This window comes from Pseudomonas putida (assembly GCF_001941965.1).
In the GTDB taxonomy this organism is placed as follows: Bacteria; Pseudomonadota; Gammaproteobacteria; order Pseudomonadales; family Pseudomonadaceae; genus Aquipseudomonas; species Aquipseudomonas putida_L.
In genome coordinates this window covers 35,999-56,426 of the sequence record NZ_MKZO01000067.1, presented here as the reverse complement: position 1 = coordinate 56,426, position 20,428 = coordinate 35,999, and the positions used below count along the sequence as shown (strand labels likewise).

Here is a 20,428-nt window from a genome sequence, read left to right as displayed (position 1 = left end):
AAGACGGCCATCCATGGATGGCCGTTTTTTTTGCACGCAGGAGGGAATCGCAACCTTGTGTGCAGGGTCTATTAGACTGTTTTGTAAACGAGCTTCAGGCTGCGCAAGGAGACGCCAATGAGACTTACCCATCTACGCGGTCTGCCGGTCCACCGCGTACTGGTGCGAACCGTCAAGGAATTCCTCGACGACGAGATGTCCACCTATGCCTCGGCGCTGGCCTACCAGATGCTGTTCTCGCTGTTCCCCTTCCTGCTGTTCCTCATCGCCCTGATCGGTTTCCTGCACCTGCCGGACTTCTTCTCGTGGCTGCGCCTGCAATCGGAACTGGTCCTGCCGCCGCAGGCGCTGGAACAGGTCAACCCGGTGATCGACCAGCTCCAGCAATCCAAGGGCGGCCTGCTTTCGGTGGGTATTGTTATCGCCCTGTGGACCGCCTCGGCCGGCGTACGGCTGATGATGAGCGCGATGAACGCTGCCTACGACGTGGTCGAGGGGCGCCCGGTGTGGAAGCGCATCCCGCTGTCGGTGTTCTACACCGTGGGCATCGCCGGCATGCTCCTGGCCGCCGCCGCACTGATGGTGCTGGGGCCGCAGGTGATGGGTTGGGTGGCCTCGCAGGTGGGCATGGAGGACATCATCGTCACTATCTGGACCGTGGCGCGCTGGCCGGCCATCGTGGCCCTGATGATGGTGGCGGTGGCGCTGATCTACTACGTGATGCCCGATGTGAAGCAGGAATTCCGCTTCATCACCCCCGGTTCGGTGCTGGCGGTGGTGGTGTGGATCATCGCGTCCCTGGGCTTCGGCTACTACGTGAAGACCTTCGCCGACTACAACGCCATGTACGGCAGCATCGGGGCGATCATCGTCCTGCTCCTGTACTTCTACATTTCCGCGGCGGTGCTGCTGCTGGGCGCGGAAATGAATGCGGTGATCGAACATATGTCGGCAGAGGGCAAGGATCCCGGGGAAAAAGAACCCGGTGATGGCGCCCCGGAACGTGCTACAAACCAGGTTTCCGGGCTGGGCCGCGATCATGCCCCGGCCGCCGAGGCAGAACCTGTGAGCCGGACCCCCCATGATTCGTGAAATCCTCAAGATGGGCGACGAGCGCCTGCTGCGTATCGCCCCACCGGTGCCCGAGCACCTGTTCGGCAGTGCCGAGTTGCAGCAACTGATCGACGACATGTTCGAGACCATGCGCCATGTCGGCGGTGTCGGCCTGGCCGCACCGCAGATCGGTGTCGACCTGCAACTGGTGATCTTCGGCTTCGAGCGCAGCGAGCGCTACCCGGACGCCGAGCCGGTGCCGCAGACCATCCTCCTCAACCCGCTGATCACACCCACCAGCACCGAGCTGGAGGAGGGCTGGGAAGGTTGCCTGTCGGTGCCGGGGCTACGCGGCGTGGTCAGTCGCTACAAGCATATTTTCTATGAAGGGGTCGATCCGCAGGGACAGCCGATCCGCCGTGCCGCCGATGGCTTCCATGCGCGGGTGGTGCAGCATGAGTGCGATCATTTGATCGGGCGCCTGTACCCGTCGCGGATTCATGACTTCAGCCGCTTCGGCTACACCGAGGTGCTGTTCCCCGGGCTGGACCCGGCTGCCGACGACTGATCGCGAACCATCGCCAGTAGCGGCTTGCTGCGCCGATAGCGGGCCAGGCGATCGGCGAGGGTCTGCGGTAGATCCTCGTTCACCATGAAGCCGAGACGCTCGTAGAAGCCTTGCAGGTCCGGGTGGCAGAACAGCCAGGTCCGCTCCGCCCCGCAGGCGTGGTCGATCAGCAACCGCGCCACACCTTTCCCGCGCCAGTCGGGCGCTACCAGCAGGCCGGTCAGCCATTGTCCGTCTGGCACAGGCGTCAGGCTCAAACCGCCGATGATTTCTCCTGCACGCGCCACCCAGACCTCGCCGGCATCGCTGGTACGCATCGCCGAGCCATGGATTTTGTAGAGCTTGTTCAGCAGTGGCCGCTCGGTGGCTGAGAGGCAGGCACAGCGAATTGGGTCGATTTTTGGCACGGCGATGGCTCTGGAACGGGCTTTTTCAGCATTTCCCGTGGGGTAAGGGTTTGTGTCTATTGTTGCAGGAATGGTAATAGTGAATGTCAGGCTCGATGATTCAACGAAGTTAGCAGATCAGTAAACTAAGCGCATCCCCACTCAACAAGTTCCAACGGGATCGGTACTTCGTGTTATGTCACTGATATAACAACTTCTCCGCGCCACTTCGGCATATGAAGTCAATCTGTTGGTTCGATTGCTTTAAAGGCCCAAATATCATGAAAGCATTAGTTGCAGCCGCCCTGCTTGCCGTCTCTTCGTTCGCCTTTGCCGACCAGGCCGTACAGCCGCAGGTCGAGCAGTACAGCTACGGCACCAAGCTGGATATCGCCAAGGTCATCAGCCTGTCGAAAGTTCCAAATGTCTGTGAAGTGGTTCCGGCCACCATGGTGTATGAAGATCATCAAGGCGAGCGTCACACTGTTGAATACCGGGTGATGGGTGATGGGTGCAGCCAGGGTTGAATCAAGGCTTTAAGTTTCAAGCTGCAAGTCATAAGAAAGAGCAATTGGCGTCACCGCTGATTGCTCTTTCTTGCCGCTTATAGCTTAAAGCTTGCCGCTCGATTCCCTCTCCCTTTGCAGCAATTGCTGCTTGCGCTCAACACCCCAGCGATAGCCGGACAGGTTGCCGTCGCTGCGCACTACCCGATGGCAGGGTACCGCCACCGCGAGGCTGTTGGCCGCGCAGGCCTGGGCCACGGCACGCACGGCCTTGGGTGCGCCAATACGTTCGGCGATCTCGGCATAGCTGGCCGTGCTGCCCGCCGGGATTTCCCGCAGCGCCTGCCAGACACGCTCCTGGAACGCCGTGCCCTGAAGGTCCAGGGGCAGGTCGAGGCCAATGGCCGGTGCTTCGACGAAACCTACCACCCGCGCCACCAGGCGTTCGAAGCCGGCATCGGCGCCGATCAGGTTGGCCTTGGGGAATTTGTCCTGCAGGTTCTGCAGCAGGGCTTGCGGATCATCGCCAAGGAGAATCGCGCAGATGCCCTTGGCGCTTTGCCCGATCAGAATCGCCCCCAGCGAGCACTGCGCAATGGCGAAGTGGATATCGGTCTGTGCGCCGCCATCCCGGTAGGCGCCGGGGGTCATGCCGAGGCGGGCATTGCTCGACTCGTAGAAACGACTGTTGGAGTTGAAGCCGGCGCCATACAGCGCCTCGGTAATGGATTCGGCATTGCCCAGTTGTGTGCGGAGCTTGCGTGCACGGTGGGCGCTGGCGTAGGCCTTGGGCGTCAGGCCGGTGGTGCGTTTGAACACCCGGTGGAAGTGATACGGGCTCATGTTCACCTGTTCGGCCAGCTGGTTCAGGCTGGGCTCTTCCTCCGCGCTCTCGATCAGCTTGCAGGCCTGTGTGACCTGGGCGGCGTGCTGGCGGGCCAGTTCGCTCGGATCGGTGCCGCGGCGTTTGCTTGGGCGGTAGCCCGCGGCTTCGGCGTCGGCGGGGGTGTCGAAGAATTCCACGTTCTCGATATTGGGCCGGCGCGCGGAGCTGGACGGCGGGCAGTACACGCCGGTGGTGCGCACGCCGTAGACGAAGGTGCCGTCGGCGGAGGCATCGCGGGCGAGCAGGGCTTGCCAGCGGGGGTCGGATTCCTTGATGGCGGTTGTTTTATGGCGCATGGACCTGTCTCCAATGATCAGACCGCCACCGTTCCTGTGGGAGCTGGCTTGCCAGCGATTGCAGCGGTGAATTCACCATCGTAATCGCTGGCAAGCCAGCTCCCACAGGGAATGCGGTCGTGCTTCAGGGATGTAACTGGCTTGAAGTCTGAAGGACCTTCATTTGCCAGAAACTCCGCCTCTTGCTTTCAAATTCCCTTCACCGGCACCCGCCACAGATACCATGCCGCCACTGTCCGATACGGACTCCACGCCGCCCCCACCTCCAGCAACTGCTTGCGTGTCGGCTGCGCCTCCAGCCCATGCAGCCGCCGATACCCTTCACGCACCCCGAAATCATCCACCGGCAGGATATCCATCTGCTCCAGTGTGTAGATCAGCAGCATCTCCACGGTCCAGCGGCCCACGCCGGGCAGCCGGGTCAGGCGCTCGATCAGCACCTCGTGTTCCAGTTGCCGGGCCTCGGCATGATCCGGTACCAGGCCGTCCAGCCGGCCCTGAGCCAAGGCCTGCACCGTACTGATCTTTCGCCCGGAAAACCCGCAGGCGCGCAGTTGTTCCGGCGTGGTCGCCAGCAACTGTTCGGGCGATGGAAAAGCCTGCCCGGGAAACAAGGCCATGAAGCGCCCGAGAATCGCCTCCGCGGCCTTTGCGTGCAGTTGCTGGTAGGCAATCGCACGCACCAGCGCCTGGTACGGATCGCGGGTCGGCAGCGGCACATGCAGGCAGGGGCCGATAGCCCCGATAAGGGCAGCCCAGGCCGGACTCTGCTGGCACAGATGCTCACTGGCCTGTTGATAGAAAGCTTCACGTTCGTTCATGGCGCTGGAGTGTAGGCGGGTGGTCATGCTTGTCACTCCGAATCCTGCGTTGTGAATTCGTCGAGCACCGTGGCGATGCGCTCCAGTGCCTGTTTCAGTTCGGCCCGGCTGCGCGCTGCGGTGAGGCTGACGCGCACGGCGGGCAACTGGCCCTGCTTGACCGCGAACACCTGAGCCGGCACTACCTCGACACCCTTGGCACGACAGGCCGCGGCCAGCACATCGCCGGGGCGCGGGCCGTTCAGCCAGATATGCGGTGACGGTGTGGCCGGTTGTATCCCCGGTCCCAGAATACGCTGGGCCAGGCGCCAGCGCTGGGTCACTTCCTCGCGCTGCCAGGCCAGCTTGCGCGCGGCGGTGTCATCGTCGATCCAGCGTCCGGCGATGCCGAGGATCAGCGGGGCGATTTGCCAGTGAGTCGCCTGGGCATGGGGATCGATCTGCGCCAGCAGGTTTTCGTCGCCGGCGATCCAGCCCAGGCGCAGGCCGGCACAGACGGTTTTCGACAGGCTGCTGACCAGCAATCCACGGGCGCCGAGCAGCGGCAGCAATGGCGGCTGGTCGCCCAGGGCACCATAGACATCGTCCTCCACCAGCAGCAAATCCAGGCGCTCGACCACCGCCGCAATCTCCTGTCTGCGCTGCTCGCCCATGCTTGCGCCGGTAGGGTTGTGCAGCGCCGGAGTCAGCACCACCAGCCGCGCACCACTGGCCCGGGCCACGCGGTCGAGGTCGTCGGGGAGGATGCCTTGGTCGTCCATGGCGACGCCGTGCAGCGGCAGGCGCAGTTGCCGGCAGGCGGCCTTGATCCCGGGCGCGGTCAGGGCCTCGACCATCACCGCCTCGCCGGGCTGACAGAGCGATAGCAGCACGCTGAACAGCCCCTGTTGCGCACCGCCGCAAAGCAGCACCTGGCTGGCTGTCAGTTGCAGACCGCGCAGGTTGAGCCAGCTCGCACCTTGCAGGCGGCCCAGCAGCAATTGCTCGGCGCCGAGATAGTGTTCCAGGCCGTGGGCCGGCCCCTGGTGCAGGACATGGCGCAGCGCGTTTTCCAGGTCCTGTCCGTGTTCGTCCACCACCGGCACATTGGTCGACAGATCGATGCAGGTGCTGTCCTGATCGCGTTATTTCAAGCGAAACAGCGTCGCCTCCTTGCTCCCCGCCAGCACATAGGTACCGCGCCCGACCTCGCCGGACACCAGATGCCGCGCCGCGGCCTCGCGGTAAGCCTGTTGGGTCGTACTCGGATTCAGGCCCAGAGCCCAGGCCAGACGGCGTTGTGGCGGCAGGCGTTCGCCGACCTTTAGTTCGCCGTATTCAATGGCCCGGGCGATGGCCTCGACCAGGGCGAGATAGCGCGGTTGTCCGTCGTCAGGGAGGGTCGGGGTCCACATGATTTATTGTTGGCCATGCAATATAAGGTTTGACCCATACAATGCGCGGCGCCCAGGATCGGGTCAACGTCAACCTGATCCGAGGTGTTCCATGTTCGACCTGCCTGCCCTGCGCGAAGCGTCCCGTCTGGTCCGCGCCGAAGTCCCCGCCACCCCGCAATATGCCTGGCCGCGCCTGGCCGAACGGCTGGGCTGCGAGGTGTGGGTCAAGCATGAGAACCATGCGCCGACCGGAGCCTTCAAGGTGCGTGGCGGCTTGCTCTACGTGCAGTCGCTGCTGGCCCGGGCGCCGCAGACCCGGGGCCTGGTCACCGCCACTCGGGGCAATCACGGGCAGAGCATGGCCCTGGCAGCGCGCAATGCCGGAGTACCGATCGTGATCGTCGTGCCGCTGGGCAATTCGCCGGAAAAAAACGCGGCGATGCGTGCCCTGGGGGCGGAGCTGATCGAGCATGGCGCCGACTTCGACCTGGCTCGCGCCGAAGCCGCGCGGATAGCGCAGGCCCGAGGTTTCGAAAGCGTGCCGCCGTTTCATCCGGACCTGATTCGCGGCGTCGCCACCTATGCCCTGGAACTGTTCGAGGCGGTGGCCGGGCTGGATGCGGTGTATGTGCCGATCGGCATGGGCTCGGGGATCTGCGGCTTGATCCGCACCCGTGACCTGCTCGGGCTGGACACGCAGATCATCGGCGTGGTTTCCCGCGAGGCCGACGCCTTTGCCCGCAGTGTCGAGGAAGGACGGATCGTCACCACCGAGACCGCCGACACCTTCGCCGACGGCATGGCCTGCCGGATTCCGCAGCCGGAGGCATTCGAGATCATCCGCCAGGGCGCGGCGCGGATCGTGCGGGTGACCGATGAGGAGATCGGGCAGGCGATCCGCATCTATCACGAGGATACCCACAACACGGCGGAAGGTGCTGGCGCGGCGGGCCTGGCGGCGCTGTACCAGGAGCGCGAGCGGCAGCAGGGGCGCAAGGTGGCGGTGGTGTTGAGCGGGGCGAATATCGACAGGGAGCGGTATGCGCGGGTGTTGGGGGAGGGCTGAAAAGTCTTGAATGAACTCTGCCCAGGAGTTGCAGCCTGGCTTTGCTAGGCTTCTCGCGCGTTCCATCGAGGAGAGCTCAAGCATGAATTGCATCAGCTATTTGGGGTATTCCGCCCGGGTCGAATACGATTCGCGTGACAGGATTTTTGTGGGGCGGATGTTGGGGGTGCCAGCGATCATCAGTTTTCATGCCGATTCGATCAGTGCTCTGCATGAGTCGTTTCAGCAGGCGCTCGAGGACTACCTGGCTGGGGATTGAGTTGAGACTGCAATCCCCTCAAAACATACGACCCCGCAATTTCTTCCAATACACCCCCATCCCCAATCCGCTTAAATACCGGCTGCCTCGATCAACAGCCGGTAGCGGACCCCTCTCTTCATGCCTTTCTCCAACGGTTTCCTCCTCAGCCTTTCCCTCTGTCTCGATATCGGTATCGCCAATATCGCCATGATCACCCTGGCGATGCAGCGCGGCTTCTGGCAGGGCATGTGGCTGGGGTTGGGGACCTGCGTGGGTGATCTGCTCTACGCCCTGGCTGCCCTGGCCGGGATGACCGTGCTGCTGCAATTCGAAAGCATGCGCTGGGGCCTGTGGATCGGCGGTTCGCTGCTGCTGGTGTGGTTCGCGGTGAAGATGCTGCTGGCGGCCCTGCGTGGCAACGCTCACCTGGACACCAGCCGCGAGGTGGTGCGCGAATCACCCTGGCGCGAGTTCCTGCGCGGGATCTTCCTGGCCATGTCCTCGCCCAGCGCGATCCTCTGGTTCGCGGCGGTGGGCGGGGTGCTGATTTCCCGTTCCGGAGCAGGCGGGCCGCTGGAAGCCGGGCTGTTCCTCGGTGGCTTCTTCAGCGCTGGCGTGGTCTGGTGCGTGACCCTGTGCGGCGTCGCCAGCCACGGCGGAAAACTGCTGGGCGATCGCCTGCTGACCTGGTCCTACCTGGCGTCGGCAGGGATCTTCTGCTACTTCGCGGTCTACGTGATCCTGTCTGGCTACCGCGAATTCATCCTCGCCCCGACGCTCTGAAAGCCTGCCAGTAATGATTGGGGGTCATGCCCATGACCCGGCGGAAGGCATTGATGAAGTGGCTCTGGTCATAGAAGCCCAGGCCCAGGGCCACTTCGACAGGATGCATGCCCGCCCGCAAGCGCCGACGCGCTTCGCTCAGGCGCAACTGCATGTGGTACTGCAGGGGCGTGAGCCCGGTGGCTTGCTTGAAGCAACGCACGAAATGGTACTTGCTCAGCCCGGCGACGGCCGCCAGCTCTTCCAGGGCCAGGCGCGCGTGCGGGGTGTCGCGCATGCATTGCAAAGCCAGGCGCAAGCTGTCGCTCTGCTCGTCGACCGGCCCGGTCGGGCGCTCCAGCAATTGACCGAGCAGGGCCAGCAGCGCTTCTTCGCGAGGGGCCTCATGTTCGGTAGCGGCGAAATCGAGGATGGCGCGATACAGCCTTGCATCCTCGAAAACGCCCTGATCGAAGCAGGGCAGCCCGGAAAAGTGTTTCAGGTTATTTTCCCGCGCAACCCGTTCCAGCGCCTCGGGCGCCAGGTGCAGGCTGATGTATTCCACCCCTTGCACCGCGAATTCCGAGGCCTGCACCGCCAGCGGGTTGTACAGGGTGATCGCGCCAACCGGCACCTCCAGGGTGCGTCCATCCAGCCAGATCCGCTCATTTCCCCACAGGTTCGCGCCCAGCACATATTCGTCGTGGGTGTGGCGCTCGAAACGGGCGGCGCCCGTGGCCCGGACCCAGGACGATTCGACCAGTCCACAGGCGCGCAAAGGTTGGCTGATTAATCCCATTTGGCGGGTTCCCCGAAACATGCAACGCGGCTACGCTAGCCGAGTGCCAGCAAGGACGGCAATCGATAAATGCTGTCTGGCTGGCCCTTTTCAACGACTTGCGAGGCATGGATATGTCGACCCGGATGGATACCGGTTTTGCACCGGTCAGAATCGAATATGGACGCGCGTTCACCATCGCCGGTCTGGGCGGGCAGTACAACCAGCAGAACAACAAGACCATTCCCGCGCTCTGGCAGCGCTTCATCCCGCATATCGGCAAGGTGCCGGGGCAGGTGGGCGAGGACACCTATGGCGTGTCCTGCAACTTCGACGGCCGTGGCGGCTTTTTCTATATCGCGGGCGTGGAGGTCAGGCAGACCAGCCAATTGCCGGCGGAATTCACCTGGCACACCTTGAAGCCCCGGCGATACGCGGTGTTCGAGCACCATGGCGAGATCAGTGGCCTGGGTCATACCTTCGAGAAGATCTGGAAGCAATGGCTCCCGGCCTCCGGCGAGCGCGCCGCCGATGCGCCCGAGTTCGAGCGCTATGGCGAAGCCTTCGATGCGCAATCGGGCAGTGGCATTGTGGAAATCTGGATCCCGCTGGAATCCGCCTGAATTTTTTCCCAGGGCTGTCGATCCAGCATGCGCCCGTTCGACCAGTGATGCAGGCGCCGGAGTTTCCCGGCGCCCATCACTGCACGAGGACGTACCGATGAACAGCGCAGCCGAACAGGAAATCCGTCAACTCATCGACCGCTGGATCCAGGCCGTGCGCGAGCGCGACCTGCCGGCCATCGTCGCGGTCTATGCCGACGATGTCGTGGCCTTCGATGCCATCCAGGCCCTGCAATTCAAGGGCAAGGCCGACTACCAGGCACACTGGGAAATGTGCATGGGCATGTGCAGCGGGCCGATGGTCTTCGAAGTCGCGCAACTGACTGTACACGCCGAGGGTGACCTGGCCCTGGCCCACTGGCTCAACCGCTGCGGTCCGGCGGATAACGAGAGCCAATGTGGCTTCATGCGCGCGACCGTCGCGTATCGCCGCAGCGGCGGGCAGTGGCAGGTGATCCACGAACACTGGTCCGCACCCTTCGACATGCAGACCCAGAAAGCCCTGTTCGACCTCAAGCCCTGACCCCGTGTCGGAGAACGCCATGAAATACCTGTGCCTGGTCTACTGTGATGAAACCCTGTTGCACGGTCTGCCCGAGAGCCCTGCCGATGCCGAGTGCATGGCCTACGCCAGCGCCATCTTCGACAGTGGCCGGATGCTCGCCGCCGAGGCGCTCAAGCCGGTGCAGACCGCCACCACGGTGCGGGTACGGGGCGGGCAGATGAGCCTGACCGACGGCCCTTTCGCCGAAACCAAGGAGCAACTGGCCGGCTTCTATCTGGTGGAAGCCCGCGACCTCAATGAAGCGCTGCACATCGCCCGCGGCATCCCGGCGGCGCGGGTCGGTAGCGTCGAGGTCCGGCCGGTGCGCGAGCTGCAACCCTGAACGAGGAGAACAAGACCAATGAATCCTCAGCAACCCGGCCAGGGAGAGGCGCTGCATGAACTGTCCCTGAGCCGTCTGATCGACGCGCCGCGCACCCGGGTGTTCCGCGCCTGGACCGATCCGCAACTGCTCAGCCGCTGGTGGGGGCCCCACGGCATGACCACCCCGGTGTGTGAAATGCAGCTGTGGGTCGGTGGCCTGTTCCGCACCGTGCTGCGCGCCCCGGACGGCAGCGAGTACCCCAACCAGGGCGTGTTCCTGGAGATCGTCGCGCCGGAACGGATCGTCTTCACCGACGCCTTCGGTCCCGGCTGGGTGCCGGCGGCCAGGGCCTTCATGACCGCGGTGATCACCCTCGACGATATCCACGGCAAGACGCTCTACACTGCCCGTGCCTGGCACTGGAGCGCCGAAGACCGCCAGGCCCACGAGGAGCTGGGCTTCCACCGCGGCTGGGGCGAGAGCCTCGACCGCCTGGTGGAACTGGTCACCGCTCCACTGGAGGCCTGATGCCGGACAGCGAGGCGGTGCGTGCCGTTATCGATCAGGTGTACCGGGACGAATCGCGACGGATCCTCGCCACCCTGATTCGCCTGCTGGGGGATTTCGATCTGGCCGAGGAGGCGCTGCATGAAGCCTTCTTCATTGCCGTCGAGCGCTGGCAGCGCGACGGCATTCCCGCCAGCCCGAGGGCTTGGCTGGTGTCCACCGGACGCTTCAAGGCCATCGACGGCCTGCGTCGGCGTGCCCGTTTCGAACGTTCGCCGGAGGCCTTGCGCCAGGCCCTCGAGCGGCTGGAGGCCGATGACATGAACGTGGAGGAACTGGAAGACGACCGCCTGCGCCTGATCTTCACCTGTTGCCACCCGGCCCTGGCCGCCGACGCCCAGGTGCCGCTGACCCTGCGCGAAGTCTGCGACCTGACCACCGAGGAAATCGCCCGGGCCTTCCTGCTGGCGCCGGCCACCATCGCCCAGCGCATCGTCCGCGCCAAGGCCAAGATCCGTGATGCCGGCATTCCTTACCAGGTGCCGGCGTTCGACGAATTGCCGGAGCGCCTCGACAGTGTGCTGCGGGTGATCTACCTGGTGTTCAACGAAGGGTATTCAGCGTCTTCAGGCGAGACGGTGGTGCGCGACGAACTGTGCGCCGAGGCGATTCGCCTTGGGCGGTTGCTGGGCGAGCTGTTGCCCGATCCCGAGGTGCTTGGCCTGCTGGCATTGATGTTGTTGCAGGCCTCGCGCTCGCGGGCGCGCAATGCCGGGGCGGGCGAGCTGGTGCTGCTGGATCAGCAGGATCGCGGGTTATGGGACCAGGCGTTGATTGCCGAAGGTTGCGCGCTGGTGCAGCGGGCGCTGCGCAGCCGCGGTGCCGGGCCGTACAGCCTGCAGGCGGCCATCGCGGCCGTGCATGCCGAGGCGCCGAGTGCCGAGGCCACCGATTGGGCGCAGATAGTCGGGCTCTACGAGGTACTGTTGCGTGGCTGGCCGTCGCCGGTGATCGAGCTCAACCGCGCCGCCGCCGTGGCGCAACGGGACGGTCCCGAGGCGGGGCTGGCGTTGGTCGAGGGCATTCTGCAGCGGGGCGAACTGCGCGACTACCAGCCAGCGCATTGCGCGCTGGCCGAGCTGTGTCGGCAGCTGGGGCGCCAGGATCAGGCGCGCGAGGCGTATCGCATCGCGCTCGGCCTGACCCGGCAGGCGCCCGAGCGGCGCTTCATCGAGCGCCGCCTCCAGGCTTTATAGGCAGCGAATCAGCCGAAGGTGATCGGCGGCGGGCTGACCAGCTCGACGGTCTGCTGCTTGCGCGGGGCGAGGATTTCGGCTTCGCCGTCCACCACCAGCTCTTCGTTCTGGTTGAACACGCGGGTGGCGATGCGTACGCGGAATTTCGGCAGTTTCTCGAGGATTTCCAGGCGCACGGTCAGGGTGTCGCCGATCTTCACCGGCTTCTGGAAGCTCATCTGCTGGCCGAGGTAGATGGTGCCCGGGCCAGGCAGCTCGCAGGCCACGGCGGCGCTGATCAGCGCGCCGCTGAACATGCCATGGGCGATACGCTCCTTGAACATGCTCCTGGCGGCGAACTCGGCATCCAGGTGGACCGGGTTGTGGTCACCGGACATCGCGGCGAACAGCTGGATGTCACGTTCTTCGACGGTCTTGCTGAAGCTGGCCTTCTGGCCGACTTCGAGGGATTCGTAAGGCGTGTTGGTGACCTGGGTCATTCAGGGGTTTCCTTCGCTACACGACGGGGGACGCAGTATCACTCGCTGCGCACTGGCCGGCCAAGGGCCAGGGTGCTTTCGAGCCAGTCGAGCAACTGCGCGGTGACCTCGTCACGGTTGGTTTCATTGAGCAGCTCGTGACGGGCCTGCGGATAGAGTCGCAGGTGCACGTGCTGGTTCCCGGACAGGCGCAGGGCGCCGGTCAGATCTTTCAGACGCTTGCCGGCACTGACCGGATCACATTCGCCGCCGATCACCAGGATCGGCAGGTTCGGATCGATCTGCGCCAGGTTGCGCGGGCGGCTGATCTGCTCCAGCCCGGTGAGCAGATCGATCCACAGGCGGTTGCAGCAGCGAAAGCCGCACAGTGGGTCGTCCACGTACTTGTCGACTTCGGCGGGGTCGCGGCTGAGCCAGTCGAACGCCGTGCGGTTCGGCTTGAAGGCCTTGTTGAACGAGCCGAAGGACAGGAAATCGATCAAGCCGCTGCGCCCCAGCGGGCCCTGGCGCCAGCCCTCCAGGCGGGCGATCTGCCGCGCCGTGCGGTACAGCGCCGGCGGCTGGAAATTCGAGCCGCTGAGTATCGCCCCCTGCAGGCTGCCGCTGTGGTGCAGCAGGTAGGCCTGGGCGATGTAGCTGCCCATGCTGTGACCGAAGAGAAACACCGGCACGCCCGGATGCTGCTGGCCGATGTGCTGGTTGAGCAGGCCGAGGTCGTTGACCACGGTATTCCAGCCGTTCTCGGTGGCGAACAGGCCAAGCGTGCCGTGCTCCGCCGTGCGGCCATGGCCACGCTGGTCGTGGGCATACAGGGCGAAGCCGGCGCCGCTCAGGGCTTCGCCGAGGCGCTGGTAGCGCCCGGCATGCTCGGCCATGCCGTGGGCCAGCAGCACCACCGCGCGCACCGGCGTGGCCGGCAGCCACTGGTGGACGTACAGGCTGCAATGGTGGCTGGCGGGCAGCCAGAAGGCATCGTGGAGCATGGTGATTTTCCAGGGCAATGGATGCCCCTGAGTGTATAGCCGCTTGCCGAATCGGCTAGCCCGGTAGATGGAGATTCACAGGATCTATGACGAGCCTTGGCATATTTGCCACCTGTGGCAGAGCTGCTAACGTCGGCAGAACGCCGTTTTGCAAGCAGCAATCCGGACCGTACAGGCTCAGGACCGAGGACAATAATAAATGCACGCCGATTTCTGGAACGACAAGCGCCCGCCGGGCGTCCCTTCGCAGATCGACATGAGCACCTACAAGTCGGTGATCGAGGTATTCGAACGCTCCTGCAAGAAATTCGCCGACCGACCGGCCTTCAGCAACCTGGGCGTAACCCTGACCTACGCCGAACTGGACCGCTATTCCGCGGCCTTCGCCGCCTACCTGCAGCAATGCACCGACCTCAAGCCGGGCGAGCGCATCGCGGTGCAGATGCCCAACGTCCTGCAATACCCCATCGCCGTGTTCGGTGCCCTGCGCGCCGGGCTGATCGTGGTCAACACCAACCCGCTGTACACCGCCCGGGAGATGCGTCACCAGTTCAAGGACTCCGGCGCCCGCGCCCTGGTCTACCTGAACATGTTCGGCAAGCTGGTCCAGGAAGTGCTGCCGGACACCGGCCTGGACTACCTGATCGAAGCGAAGATGGGCGACATGCTGCCAACGGCCAAGGGCTGGCTGGTCAACACCATCGTCGCCAAGGTCAAGAAGATGGTCCCCGAGTACCACCTGCCCCAGGCGCTGTCGTTCAAGCAGGTGCTGCGCCAGGGCAAGGGCCATGCGCTGAAGCCGGTGACGGCCAGCCACGAGGATATCGCCGTGCTGCAATACACCGGCGGCACCACCGGGGTGGCCAAGGGCGCGATGCTCACCCACGGCAACCTGGTGGCGAACATGCTCCAGGTCCTGGCCTGCTTCTCCCAGCTCGGCCCGGACGGGCAGAAGCTGCTCAAGGACGGCCAGGAGGTGATGATCGCGCCGTTGCCGCTCTATCACATCTATGCCTTCACCGCGAACTGCATGTGCATGATGGTCACCGGCAACCATAACGTGCTGATCACCAACCCGCGGGACATCGCCGGCTTCGTCAAGGAACTGAAGAAGTGGCGCTTCTCCGCGCTGCTCGGGCTCAACACCCTGTTCGTCGCGCTGATGGACAACCCCGGGTTCAAGGACCTGGATTTCTCCGCGCTGAAGGTCACCAACTCCGGCGGTACCGCGCTGGTCAAGGCCACCGCCGAGCGCTGGGAACAGATCACCGGTTGCCGCATCGTCGAAGGCTACGGCCTTACCGAAACCTCGCCGGTGGCCAGCACCAACCCCTACGGCCAGCTGGCGCGCCTGGGCACCGTGGGCATCCCGGTGCCGGGCACGGCGTTCAAGGTCACCGATGACGACGGCAACGAGATGCCCCTGGGCGAACGCGGCGAGCTGTGCATCAAGGGTCCGCAGGTGATGAAGGGCTATTGGCAGCGGCCGGACGCCAGTGCCGAGGCCCTCGATGCCGAAGGCTGGTTCAAGACCGGGGATATCGCGGTGATCGACCCGGACGGCTTTACCCGCATCGTCGACCGCAAGAAGGACATGATAATCGTCTCGGGTTTCAACGTGTACCCGAACGAGATCGAGGACGTGGTCATGGCCCACCCGAAAGTCGCCGCGTGCGCCGCCATCGGTGTGCCGGACGAGCGCTCCGGCGAGGCGGTCAAGCTGTTCGTGGTAGCGAGGGAGGGCGGCGTGACCCTGGAGGTGCTCAAGGCCTACTGCAAGGCCAACTTCACCGGCTACAAAGTGCCCAAGCACATCGTGCTGCGGGATTCGCTGCCGATGACGCCCGTAGGAAAGATCCTGCGTCGCGAGTTGCGCGAACCCGCTTGAGCAGCTACAAGCTATAAGCCGAAAGCTGCAAGATAGAGCGGTCGCGAACCCTCTCTTGCAGCTTGAAGCTTAAAGCTTGCAGCGCCTTTTAGACCCTTTACTCTAAAAATGACCAGCTATTTATCTTGAGTCATTTTAGTGACCAATCGGGCCGCTTTAGCTCTAGGCGACCCCTGGCAAAGCTGTTACTCTCGGCGCGCTTCGGATCAGTCGGTTTGCAATAAATCGACATCTAATATCAATAATAATCGCATTGATGCGGTGAAGAATTCGCTGTTGCTGGAGGAGTGGGCTTCCATGATCGAAAATTTTTGGAAGGATAAGTACCCGGCCGGGGTTGCCTCGCAAATCAACCCGGACGAGTACCCGAATATCCAGGCGGTACTGAAGCAGTCCTGCCAGCGTTTCGCCGATAAACCGGCATTCAGCAATCTGGGCAAGACCCTGACCTATGGCGAGCTGTACGAGTTGTCCGGTGCCTTCGCTGCCTATCTGCAGCAGCACACCGACCTGCAACCCGGTGACCGCATCGCCGTTCAACTGCCGAACGTCCTGCAATACCCCGTCGCGGTCTTCGGTGCCATGCGCGCCGGGCTGATCGTGGTCAACACCAACCCGCTCTACACCGCGCGGGAAATGGAACACCAATTCAACGACTCCGGTGCCAAGGCGCTGGTGTGCCTGGCCAACATGGCGCACCTGGCGGAGAAGGTAGTACCCAAGACGTCGGTCAAGCACGTTATCGTCACAGAGGTCGCCGATCTGCTGCCGCCGCTCAAGCGCCTGCTGATCAACAGCGTCATCAAGTACGTGAAGAAGATGGTCCCGGCCTACAGCCTGCCGACCGCGGTGAAGTTCAACGACGCGCTGGCCAAGGGGCAGGGCAAGGCGGTGAAGGAAGCCTCGCCGTCCCACGACGATGTCGCCGTGCTGCAATACACCGGCGGCACCACCGGGGTGGCCAAGGGCGCCATGCTCACCCACCGCAACCTGATCGCCAACATGCTGCAGTGCAAGGCGCTGATGGGTTCCAACCTCAATGAAGGTTGCGAGATCCTCATCACTCCGCTGCCGCTCTATCACATCTACGCCTTCACCTTCCATTGCATGGCGATGATGCTGATCGGCAACCACAACATCCTGATCAGCAACCCGCGCGACCTGCCGGCGATGGTCAAGGAACTGTCGAAGTGGAAGTTCAGCGGCTTCGTCGGGCTCAACACCCTGTTCGTTGCCCTGTGCAACAACGAGGACTTCCGTCGCCTGGACTTCTCGGCGCTGAAGGTCACCCTGTCCGGCGGTATGGCCCTGCAGCTCTCGGTGGCCGAGCGCTGGCGCGAAGTCACCGGCTGCGCTATCTGCGAAGGCTACGGCATGACCGAAACCAGCCCGGTAGCCTCGGTCAACCCGGCGCAGAATATCCAGGTCGGGACCATCGGCATTCCGGTGCCTTCGACCCTGTGCCGGGTCATCGACGATGCCGGCAACGAGCTGCCGTTCGGCGAGATCGGCGAGCTGTGCATCAAGGGCCCGCAGGTCATGAAAGGCTACTGGCAGCGCCAGGACGCCACCGACGAGATCCTCGATGCCGAGGGTTGGCTGAAGACCGGCGATATCGCGGTGATCCAGGCGGACGGCTACATGCGTATCGTCGATCGCAAGAAGGACATGATCCTGGTTTCCGGTTTCAACGTGTACCCGAACGAGCTGGAAGACGTGCTGGCGACCCTGCCGGGCGTGCTGCAATGCGCGGCCATCGGCGTGCCGGACGAGAAGTCGGGCGAGGTGATCAAGGTGTTCATCGTTGCCCGGCCAGGGGTGACCCTGACCCGCGAGCAGGTGATGGAGCATATGCGCGCCAATGTCACCGGCTACAAGGTGCCGCGTTTCGTCGAGTTCCGTGATGCGCTGCCGACGACCAACGTCGGCAAGATCCTGCGGCGTGAGTTGCGGGATGAAGAGCTGAAAAAGTTGGGTCTCAAGAAGATCGCCTGAGTCCTTTCGGGCCCTATCGCTGGCAAGCCAGCTCCCACAGGTACAGCACAGGTTTCAAGATTTGTGCGGTCCCTGTGGGAGCTGGCTTGCCAGCGATGAGGCCCGAGAGATCAACGCAATTTCTCAAGCACCTGGTAATACCACATCCCCGCCGCCAACAGCGGATTCCCCAGCAGATCCCCCATCGGCACCCGTACATGGCTGCAGCCGGCGAAGGTGTCGAATTTCTCCAGCGTCCCGGTGATCGCCTCGGCCATGATCTCGCCCATGATATGGCTGGTGGCAATGCCGTGCCCTGAATAGCCCTGGCAGTACCAGACGTTCTCCGACAGCTTGCCCAGTTGCGGAATGCGGTTGACCACGATGCCCATGGCACAGCTCCACTGGAACTCGATCGGCACATCCTTGAGCGCCGGGAAGGTGCGCTCGATGCACGGCCGCAGTTCCCCGGCGATATCCCGTGAATCCCGTCCCGAATAGTTGGCGCCACCGCCGAACAGCAGGCGGCCGTCCGCCGTCATGCGGTAGTAGTCGAGGACGAAGCGGCAGTCGTACACCGCCAGGTCATGGGGGTTGAGCTGACGGGCCAGGTCCCCCAGCGGCGCCGTGGTGACGATGCCACCCATGGCCGGGAAGATCTTGCCCTTGAGCTGGCGCTTTTCCAGCTTGTGATAGACATCGCCGGCGAGCATCACCTGCTTCGCCTCGATCCGGCCCTTGGCGGTGACCACCGCCGGACGCGGGCCATGGACGATTTCCAGTACCTCCGAGTTCTCGAAGATCAGCGCGCCCAGGCTGTGGGCCGCACGGGCTTCGCCCAGGCACAGGTTGAGCGAATGCAGGTGCAGGTTGCGCTGGTTCTTCAGTGCGCCGAGGTACAGCGGCGAGTCGATATACCGGCGGGCGCCGTCACGGTCGAGTAGCTGCACCTGGTCGCCCATGCCACGGCGTTCCGCTTCCTCGGCAAACCCGCGCAGTTCCTTCATGTGCGACGGCTTCATCGCCGCATGCAGGTGACCGCGCTTGAGGTCGCACTCGATGCCGTAGCGCTCGACCCGCTGCTCGATGATCTGGTGCCCGCGAAAACGCAGGTGCCAGATGAAGTCGTCGACGTCATCACCCAGCCGGGCGCGCATCTGCTTGCGCATGGCTTCGTCGCCGGACAGGCTGCCGGTAACCTGCCCGCCATTGCGCCCGCTGGCGCCCCAACCAATGCGGTTGGTCTCGACGATGGCCACCTTCAGGCCGCGCTCGGCCAGTTCCACGGCGCTGGCGACGCCGGTGAAGCCGCCACCGATGATCGCCACGTCGACTTCCACCGTGCCTTCGAGGGTCGGGTACTGGGTGGCGTCGTTCAGGGTGGCGCTGTAATAGGACGCGGCGCGCTGGGCGCTGCCACGGTTCAGGGCTGCATTCATGATTCAGGTCCTTCGGAAAAAGAGAAAAGGGTTCAGGCCTGGGTCAGGTACCAGCGCCAGTCCTGCTCGCCGACTTCGGCCATGAACTGACGGTATTCGGCACGCTTGACCGCGAGGTAGACGCCAAGGAATTCGCTGCCCAGGGTGTCCCGGGCCCAGCTCGACTGTTCAAGGGCGGTCAGGGCGCTGAGCCAGTCGGTGGGCAGCAGCGTGGTGGCCTGGGCATAGCCGTTGCCTTCCACCGGTGCGCCGGGATCGAGCTGCAGGCGCAGGCCGTGATGCACTGCGCCGAGCAGGGCGGCGGCAGCGAGGTAGGGGTTGGCGTCGGCGCCGCAGATGCGGTGCTCGATATGCCGGGTGGGGGCCGGGCCGCCGGGCACGCGCAGGCTCACGGTGCGGTTGTCGATGCCCCAGGTCGGTGCCAGCGGCGCGTAGCTGTTGGCCTGGAAGCGCCGGTAGGAGTTGGCGTTGGGGCAGAACAGCAAGAGTGAATCCAGCAGCGCGTCGAGCATGCCGCCCACCGCCTGGCGCAGCAGCGGGGTGCCGGCCGGGTCTTCGCTGGCGAACAGGTTGTGGCCTTCGGCATCGGCCAGGCTCACATGCAGGTGCATGCCGGTGCCGGCCAGGTCGGCGAAGGGCTTGGCCATGAAGCAGGCCTGCATGCCGTGCTTGTGCGCCACGCCCTTGACGATGCGTTTGTAGCGCACGGCCTGGTCCATGGCCAGCAGGGCGTCGCCGTGTTCCAGGGTGATTTCCACCTGGCCCGGGGCGTATTCGGAAATCGCCGTGCGCGCCGGAATACCCTGGGCCTTGCAGGCGGCGTAGAGGTCAGCGAGGAAGGGTTCGATCTGTTCCAGTTCGCGCAGGCCATAGACCTGCGTACTTCGCGGTCGCCCGCCGTCGGCGTCGAGAGCCGGTTGTGGTCGGCCGTTGCTGTCGCGCTTCTGGTCGAGCAGGTAGAACTCCAGTTCGCAGGCCATCACCGGGTGATAGCCGTCGGCCTTGAGTGCTTCGACCACGCGCACCAGTACATGGCGCGGATCGGCGTTGGCGGCGGGCAGGCCCTGTTCGGGGTGCATGCTGACCTGCACGGCGGCGGTGGGGATCTGCCGCCAGGGCAGGCGCACCAGGCTGCCCTCCAATGGGTAGGCGCGACAGTCGATATCGCCGACGTCCCAGACCAGCCCGGAGTTTTCCACGTCCTCGCCGTGCAGGGTCAGGCCGAGGATGGTGCTGGGCAGGGGCCGGCCGCTTTCATAGACCGCCAGCAGCTCCTCGCGGTGCAGCAGCTTGCCGCGGGGCATGCCGTTGGCGTCGAGGATGAACAGCTCGATCATTTCGATATCGGGGTTGGCGTCCAGGAACGCGCGGGCCTGCTCGATGGGGGCAAAGTGCATGGGTGCTCTCGCTTGCGCCGTGTTCGGCGCGCAATGAATCGACAAGTGGGCCGATGCAAATGCACGGCCAGGGTTATCGGTCAGGCGAAAGCGGTATCTGGTGGGCGGGCGTGACGGCAATGCCACAGGGCCCAGAAGGCGAGGATGATATGCACCAGCGGGTTTTCCCCACGACGGGCCCGCACCTTCGGGAACGAAGGAGTCTGGAGCGGCCGGGGCATGCGGGTGGGCAGGGTCATGCCTTGATACTCCCATGCTGGCGATGGTTCATTAA

At 64.1% G+C, this 20,428-nt stretch carries 22 protein-coding genes and 1 pseudogene; 13 read left to right on the top strand and 10 right to left on the bottom strand.

The window, feature by feature from the left end; genetic code table 11:
• The first annotated feature begins 117 nt into the window (after nt 1-117).
• The gene (locus tag PSEMO_RS27695; protein WP_075806070.1) at nt 118-1,092 is read left to right on the top strand and encodes a YihY/virulence factor BrkB family protein; all 975 of its coding nucleotides are present in this window, start codon (nt 118-120) and stop codon (nt 1,090-1,092) included.
• Complete coding sequence (def, locus tag PSEMO_RS27690; protein WP_075806069.1) at nt 1,082-1,621, top strand: peptide deformylase; 540 nt, start codon at nt 1,082-1,084, stop codon at nt 1,619-1,621. The genes PSEMO_RS27695 and def overlap by 11 nt, the downstream gene beginning before the upstream one ends.
• On the opposite strand, the gene PSEMO_RS27685 is transcribed toward def, so the two are convergent.
• Nucleotides 1,573-1,938, bottom strand: a complete 366-nt coding sequence (locus PSEMO_RS27685) for a GNAT family N-acetyltransferase (protein ID WP_081430356.1) — start codon at nt 1,936-1,938, stop codon at nt 1,573-1,575. The genes def and PSEMO_RS27685 overlap by 49 nt on opposite strands.
• A 350-nt stretch (nt 1,939-2,288) precedes the next feature.
• Here PSEMO_RS27685 and PSEMO_RS27680 point away from each other — a divergent pair, with 350 nt between their 5' ends.
• Complete coding sequence (locus PSEMO_RS27680) at nt 2,289-2,534, top strand: DUF2790 domain-containing protein (RefSeq protein WP_075806068.1); 246 nt, start codon at nt 2,289-2,291, stop codon at nt 2,532-2,534.
• A gap of 84 nt (nt 2,535-2,618) precedes the next feature.
• Here the strand turns inward: PSEMO_RS27680 and ada are convergent, their stop codons facing one another.
• The 3 genes and pseudogenes from ada to PSEMO_RS27665 form a co-directional block, all read right to left on the bottom strand.
• The gene (gene ada, locus PSEMO_RS27675; RefSeq protein ID WP_075806067.1) at nt 2,619-3,695 is read right to left on the bottom strand and encodes a bifunctional DNA-binding transcriptional regulator/O6-methylguanine-DNA methyltransferase Ada; all 1,077 of its coding nucleotides are present in this window, start codon (nt 3,693-3,695) and stop codon (nt 2,619-2,621) included.
• 188 nt (nt 3,696-3,883) lie between these two features.
• Entirely contained in the window at nt 3,884-4,543 is a 660-nt protein-coding gene (locus tag PSEMO_RS27670) for a DNA-3-methyladenine glycosylase family protein (RefSeq protein WP_144443637.1), read from the bottom strand.
• A gap of 5 nt (nt 4,544-4,548) precedes the next feature.
• Nucleotides 4,549-5,910, bottom strand: a pseudogene (locus PSEMO_RS27665) (aminotransferase-like domain-containing protein).
• A gap of 91 nt (nt 5,911-6,001) precedes the next feature.
• Between PSEMO_RS27665 and PSEMO_RS27660 the strand changes: the two are divergent.
• The 3 genes from PSEMO_RS27660 to PSEMO_RS27650 all read left to right on the top strand — a co-directional run bounded on the left by PSEMO_RS27660 (nt 6,002) and on the right by PSEMO_RS27650 (nt 7,982).
• Complete coding sequence (locus PSEMO_RS27660) at nt 6,002-6,958, top strand: threonine dehydratase (RefSeq protein WP_075806066.1); 957 nt, start codon at nt 6,002-6,004, stop codon at nt 6,956-6,958.
• A gap of 82 nt (nt 6,959-7,040) precedes the next feature.
• Nucleotides 7,041-7,217, top strand: a complete 177-nt coding sequence (locus PSEMO_RS33635) for a hypothetical protein (protein WP_178392067.1) — start codon at nt 7,041-7,043, stop codon at nt 7,215-7,217.
• 120 nt (nt 7,218-7,337) lie between these two features.
• On the top strand, nt 7,338-7,982 hold the full coding sequence (locus tag PSEMO_RS27650) for a LysE family translocator (protein ID WP_075806064.1): 645 nt from the start codon (nt 7,338-7,340) through the stop codon (nt 7,980-7,982).
• On the opposite strand, the gene PSEMO_RS27645 is transcribed toward PSEMO_RS27650, so the two are convergent.
• Nucleotides 7,960-8,760, bottom strand: coding sequence for a helix-turn-helix transcriptional regulator (locus PSEMO_RS27645; RefSeq protein WP_075806063.1), 801 nt, complete (start codon nt 8,758-8,760; stop codon nt 7,960-7,962). The two genes, PSEMO_RS27650 and PSEMO_RS27645, sit on opposite strands and share 23 nt — an antisense overlap.
• A gap of 107 nt (nt 8,761-8,867) precedes the next feature.
• Here PSEMO_RS27645 and PSEMO_RS27640 point away from each other — a divergent pair, with 107 nt between their 5' ends.
• The 5 genes from PSEMO_RS27640 (at nt 8,868) to PSEMO_RS27620 (ending at nt 11,994) form a co-directional block, all read left to right on the top strand.
• The gene (locus tag PSEMO_RS27640; RefSeq protein ID WP_075806062.1) at nt 8,868-9,362 is read left to right on the top strand and encodes a GyrI-like domain-containing protein; all 495 of its coding nucleotides are present in this window, start codon (nt 8,868-8,870) and stop codon (nt 9,360-9,362) included.
• A 97-nt stretch (nt 9,363-9,459) separates the two neighbouring features.
• Nucleotides 9,460-9,885 (top strand): YybH family protein, encoded by a 426-nt coding sequence (locus PSEMO_RS27635; protein WP_075806061.1) that lies wholly within the window; start codon nt 9,460-9,462, stop codon nt 9,883-9,885.
• A 19-nt stretch (nt 9,886-9,904) separates the two neighbouring features.
• Nucleotides 9,905-10,249 carry a YciI family protein gene (locus PSEMO_RS27630; protein WP_075806060.1) on the top strand — a complete coding sequence of 115 codons (345 nt, stop codon included), beginning with the start codon at nt 9,905-9,907 and terminating at the stop codon, nt 10,247-10,249.
• Nucleotides 10,250-10,267: 18 nt separating this feature from the next.
• A complete protein-coding gene (locus tag PSEMO_RS27625; RefSeq protein WP_075806059.1) occupies nt 10,268-10,759 on the top strand; it encodes an SRPBCC family protein in 492 nt (163 codons plus the stop codon).
• Nucleotides 10,759-11,994, top strand: a complete 1,236-nt coding sequence (locus tag PSEMO_RS27620; protein WP_075806058.1) for an RNA polymerase sigma factor — start codon at nt 10,759-10,761, stop codon at nt 11,992-11,994. Before PSEMO_RS27625 ends, PSEMO_RS27620 begins: the two co-directional genes overlap by 1 nt.
• 8 nt (nt 11,995-12,002) lie before the next feature.
• Here the strand turns inward: PSEMO_RS27620 and PSEMO_RS27615 are convergent, their stop codons facing one another.
• Complete coding sequence (locus PSEMO_RS27615) at nt 12,003-12,473, bottom strand: MaoC family dehydratase (protein WP_075806057.1); 471 nt, start codon at nt 12,471-12,473, stop codon at nt 12,003-12,005.
• Nucleotides 12,474-12,511: 38 nt separating this feature from the next.
• On the bottom strand, nt 12,512-13,456 hold the full coding sequence (locus PSEMO_RS27610; protein WP_075806056.1) for an alpha/beta hydrolase: 945 nt from the start codon (nt 13,454-13,456) through the stop codon (nt 12,512-12,514).
• Between the two features lie 199 nt (nt 13,457-13,655).
• On the opposite strand from PSEMO_RS27610, the gene fadD2 reads away from it, so the two are divergent.
• Nucleotides 13,656-15,344 carry a long-chain-fatty-acid--CoA ligase FadD2 gene (gene fadD2 / locus PSEMO_RS27605; RefSeq protein WP_075806055.1) on the top strand — a complete coding sequence of 563 codons (1,689 nt, stop codon included), beginning with the start codon at nt 13,656-13,658 and terminating at the stop codon, nt 15,342-15,344.
• A 297-nt stretch (nt 15,345-15,641) separates the two neighbouring features.
• Nucleotides 15,642-17,339: a long-chain-fatty-acid--CoA ligase FadD1 gene (gene fadD1 / locus PSEMO_RS27600; RefSeq protein ID WP_075806054.1), complete on the top strand. Its 1,698-nt coding sequence runs from the start codon at nt 15,642-15,644 to the stop codon at nt 17,337-17,339.
• A 110-nt stretch (nt 17,340-17,449) separates the two neighbouring features.
• Here the strand turns inward: fadD1 and PSEMO_RS27595 are convergent, their stop codons facing one another.
• From PSEMO_RS27595 to PSEMO_RS33260, 3 genes are all read right to left on the bottom strand, one after another.
• Nucleotides 17,450-18,757: an NAD(P)/FAD-dependent oxidoreductase gene (locus PSEMO_RS27595; protein ID WP_075806053.1), complete on the bottom strand. Its 1,308-nt coding sequence runs from the start codon at nt 18,755-18,757 to the stop codon at nt 17,450-17,452.
• Between the two features lie 32 nt (nt 18,758-18,789).
• On the bottom strand, nt 18,790-20,154 hold the full coding sequence (locus tag PSEMO_RS27590) for a glutamine synthetase family protein (protein ID WP_075806052.1): 1,365 nt from the start codon (nt 20,152-20,154) through the stop codon (nt 18,790-18,792).
• An 80-nt stretch (nt 20,155-20,234) separates the two neighbouring features.
• Nucleotides 20,235-20,393, bottom strand: a complete 159-nt coding sequence (locus PSEMO_RS33260) for a DUF3080 domain-containing protein (RefSeq protein WP_144443636.1) — start codon at nt 20,391-20,393, stop codon at nt 20,235-20,237.
• Between the last annotated feature and the right edge of the window lie 35 nt (nt 20,394-20,428).

What these genes read in the sequence shown, in the direction of transcription:
- PSEMO_RS27695 (WP_075806070.1), top strand. Translation starts at nt 118, where the DNA reads ATGAGACTTACCCATCTACGCGGTCTGCCGGTCCACCGCGTACTGGTG.
- def (WP_075806069.1), top strand. Translation starts at nt 1,082, where the DNA reads ATGATTCGTGAAATCCTCAAGATGGGCGACGAGCGCCTGCTGCGTATC.
- PSEMO_RS27685 (WP_081430356.1), bottom strand. Translation starts at nt 1,938, where the DNA reads ATGCGTACCAGCGATGCCGGCGAGGTCTGGGTGGCGCGTGCAGGAGAA.
- PSEMO_RS27680 (WP_075806068.1), top strand. Translation starts at nt 2,289, where the DNA reads ATGAAAGCATTAGTTGCAGCCGCCCTGCTTGCCGTCTCTTCGTTCGCC.
- ada (WP_075806067.1), bottom strand. Translation starts at nt 3,695, where the DNA reads ATGCGCCATAAAACAACCGCCATCAAGGAATCCGACCCCCGCTGGCAA.
- PSEMO_RS27670 (WP_144443637.1), bottom strand. Translation starts at nt 4,543, where the DNA reads ATGACCACCCGCCTACACTCCAGCGCCATGAACGAACGTGAAGCTTTC.
- PSEMO_RS27660 (WP_075806066.1), top strand. Translation starts at nt 6,002, where the DNA reads ATGTTCGACCTGCCTGCCCTGCGCGAAGCGTCCCGTCTGGTCCGCGCC.
- PSEMO_RS33635 (WP_178392067.1), top strand. Translation starts at nt 7,041, where the DNA reads ATGAATTGCATCAGCTATTTGGGGTATTCCGCCCGGGTCGAATACGAT.
- PSEMO_RS27650 (WP_075806064.1), top strand. Translation starts at nt 7,338, where the DNA reads ATGCCTTTCTCCAACGGTTTCCTCCTCAGCCTTTCCCTCTGTCTCGAT.
- PSEMO_RS27645 (WP_075806063.1), bottom strand. Translation starts at nt 8,760, where the DNA reads ATGGGATTAATCAGCCAACCTTTGCGCGCCTGTGGACTGGTCGAATCG.
- PSEMO_RS27640 (WP_075806062.1), top strand. Translation starts at nt 8,868, where the DNA reads ATGGATATGTCGACCCGGATGGATACCGGTTTTGCACCGGTCAGAATC.
- PSEMO_RS27635 (WP_075806061.1), top strand. Translation starts at nt 9,460, where the DNA reads ATGAACAGCGCAGCCGAACAGGAAATCCGTCAACTCATCGACCGCTGG.
- PSEMO_RS27630 (WP_075806060.1), top strand. Translation starts at nt 9,905, where the DNA reads ATGAAATACCTGTGCCTGGTCTACTGTGATGAAACCCTGTTGCACGGT.
- PSEMO_RS27625 (WP_075806059.1), top strand. Translation starts at nt 10,268, where the DNA reads ATGAATCCTCAGCAACCCGGCCAGGGAGAGGCGCTGCATGAACTGTCC.
- PSEMO_RS27620 (WP_075806058.1), top strand. Translation starts at nt 10,759, where the DNA reads ATGCCGGACAGCGAGGCGGTGCGTGCCGTTATCGATCAGGTGTACCGG.
- PSEMO_RS27615 (WP_075806057.1), bottom strand. Translation starts at nt 12,473, where the DNA reads ATGACCCAGGTCACCAACACGCCTTACGAATCCCTCGAAGTCGGCCAG.
- PSEMO_RS27610 (WP_075806056.1), bottom strand. Translation starts at nt 13,456, where the DNA reads ATGCTCCACGATGCCTTCTGGCTGCCCGCCAGCCACCATTGCAGCCTG.
- fadD2 (WP_075806055.1), top strand. Translation starts at nt 13,656, where the DNA reads ATGCACGCCGATTTCTGGAACGACAAGCGCCCGCCGGGCGTCCCTTCG.
- fadD1 (WP_075806054.1), top strand. Translation starts at nt 15,642, where the DNA reads ATGATCGAAAATTTTTGGAAGGATAAGTACCCGGCCGGGGTTGCCTCG.
- PSEMO_RS27595 (WP_075806053.1), bottom strand. Translation starts at nt 18,757, where the DNA reads ATGAATGCAGCCCTGAACCGTGGCAGCGCCCAGCGCGCCGCGTCCTAT.
- PSEMO_RS27590 (WP_075806052.1), bottom strand. Translation starts at nt 20,154, where the DNA reads ATGCACTTTGCCCCCATCGAGCAGGCCCGCGCGTTCCTGGACGCCAAC.
- PSEMO_RS33260 (WP_144443636.1), bottom strand. Translation starts at nt 20,393, where the DNA reads ATGACCCTGCCCACCCGCATGCCCCGGCCGCTCCAGACTCCTTCGTTC.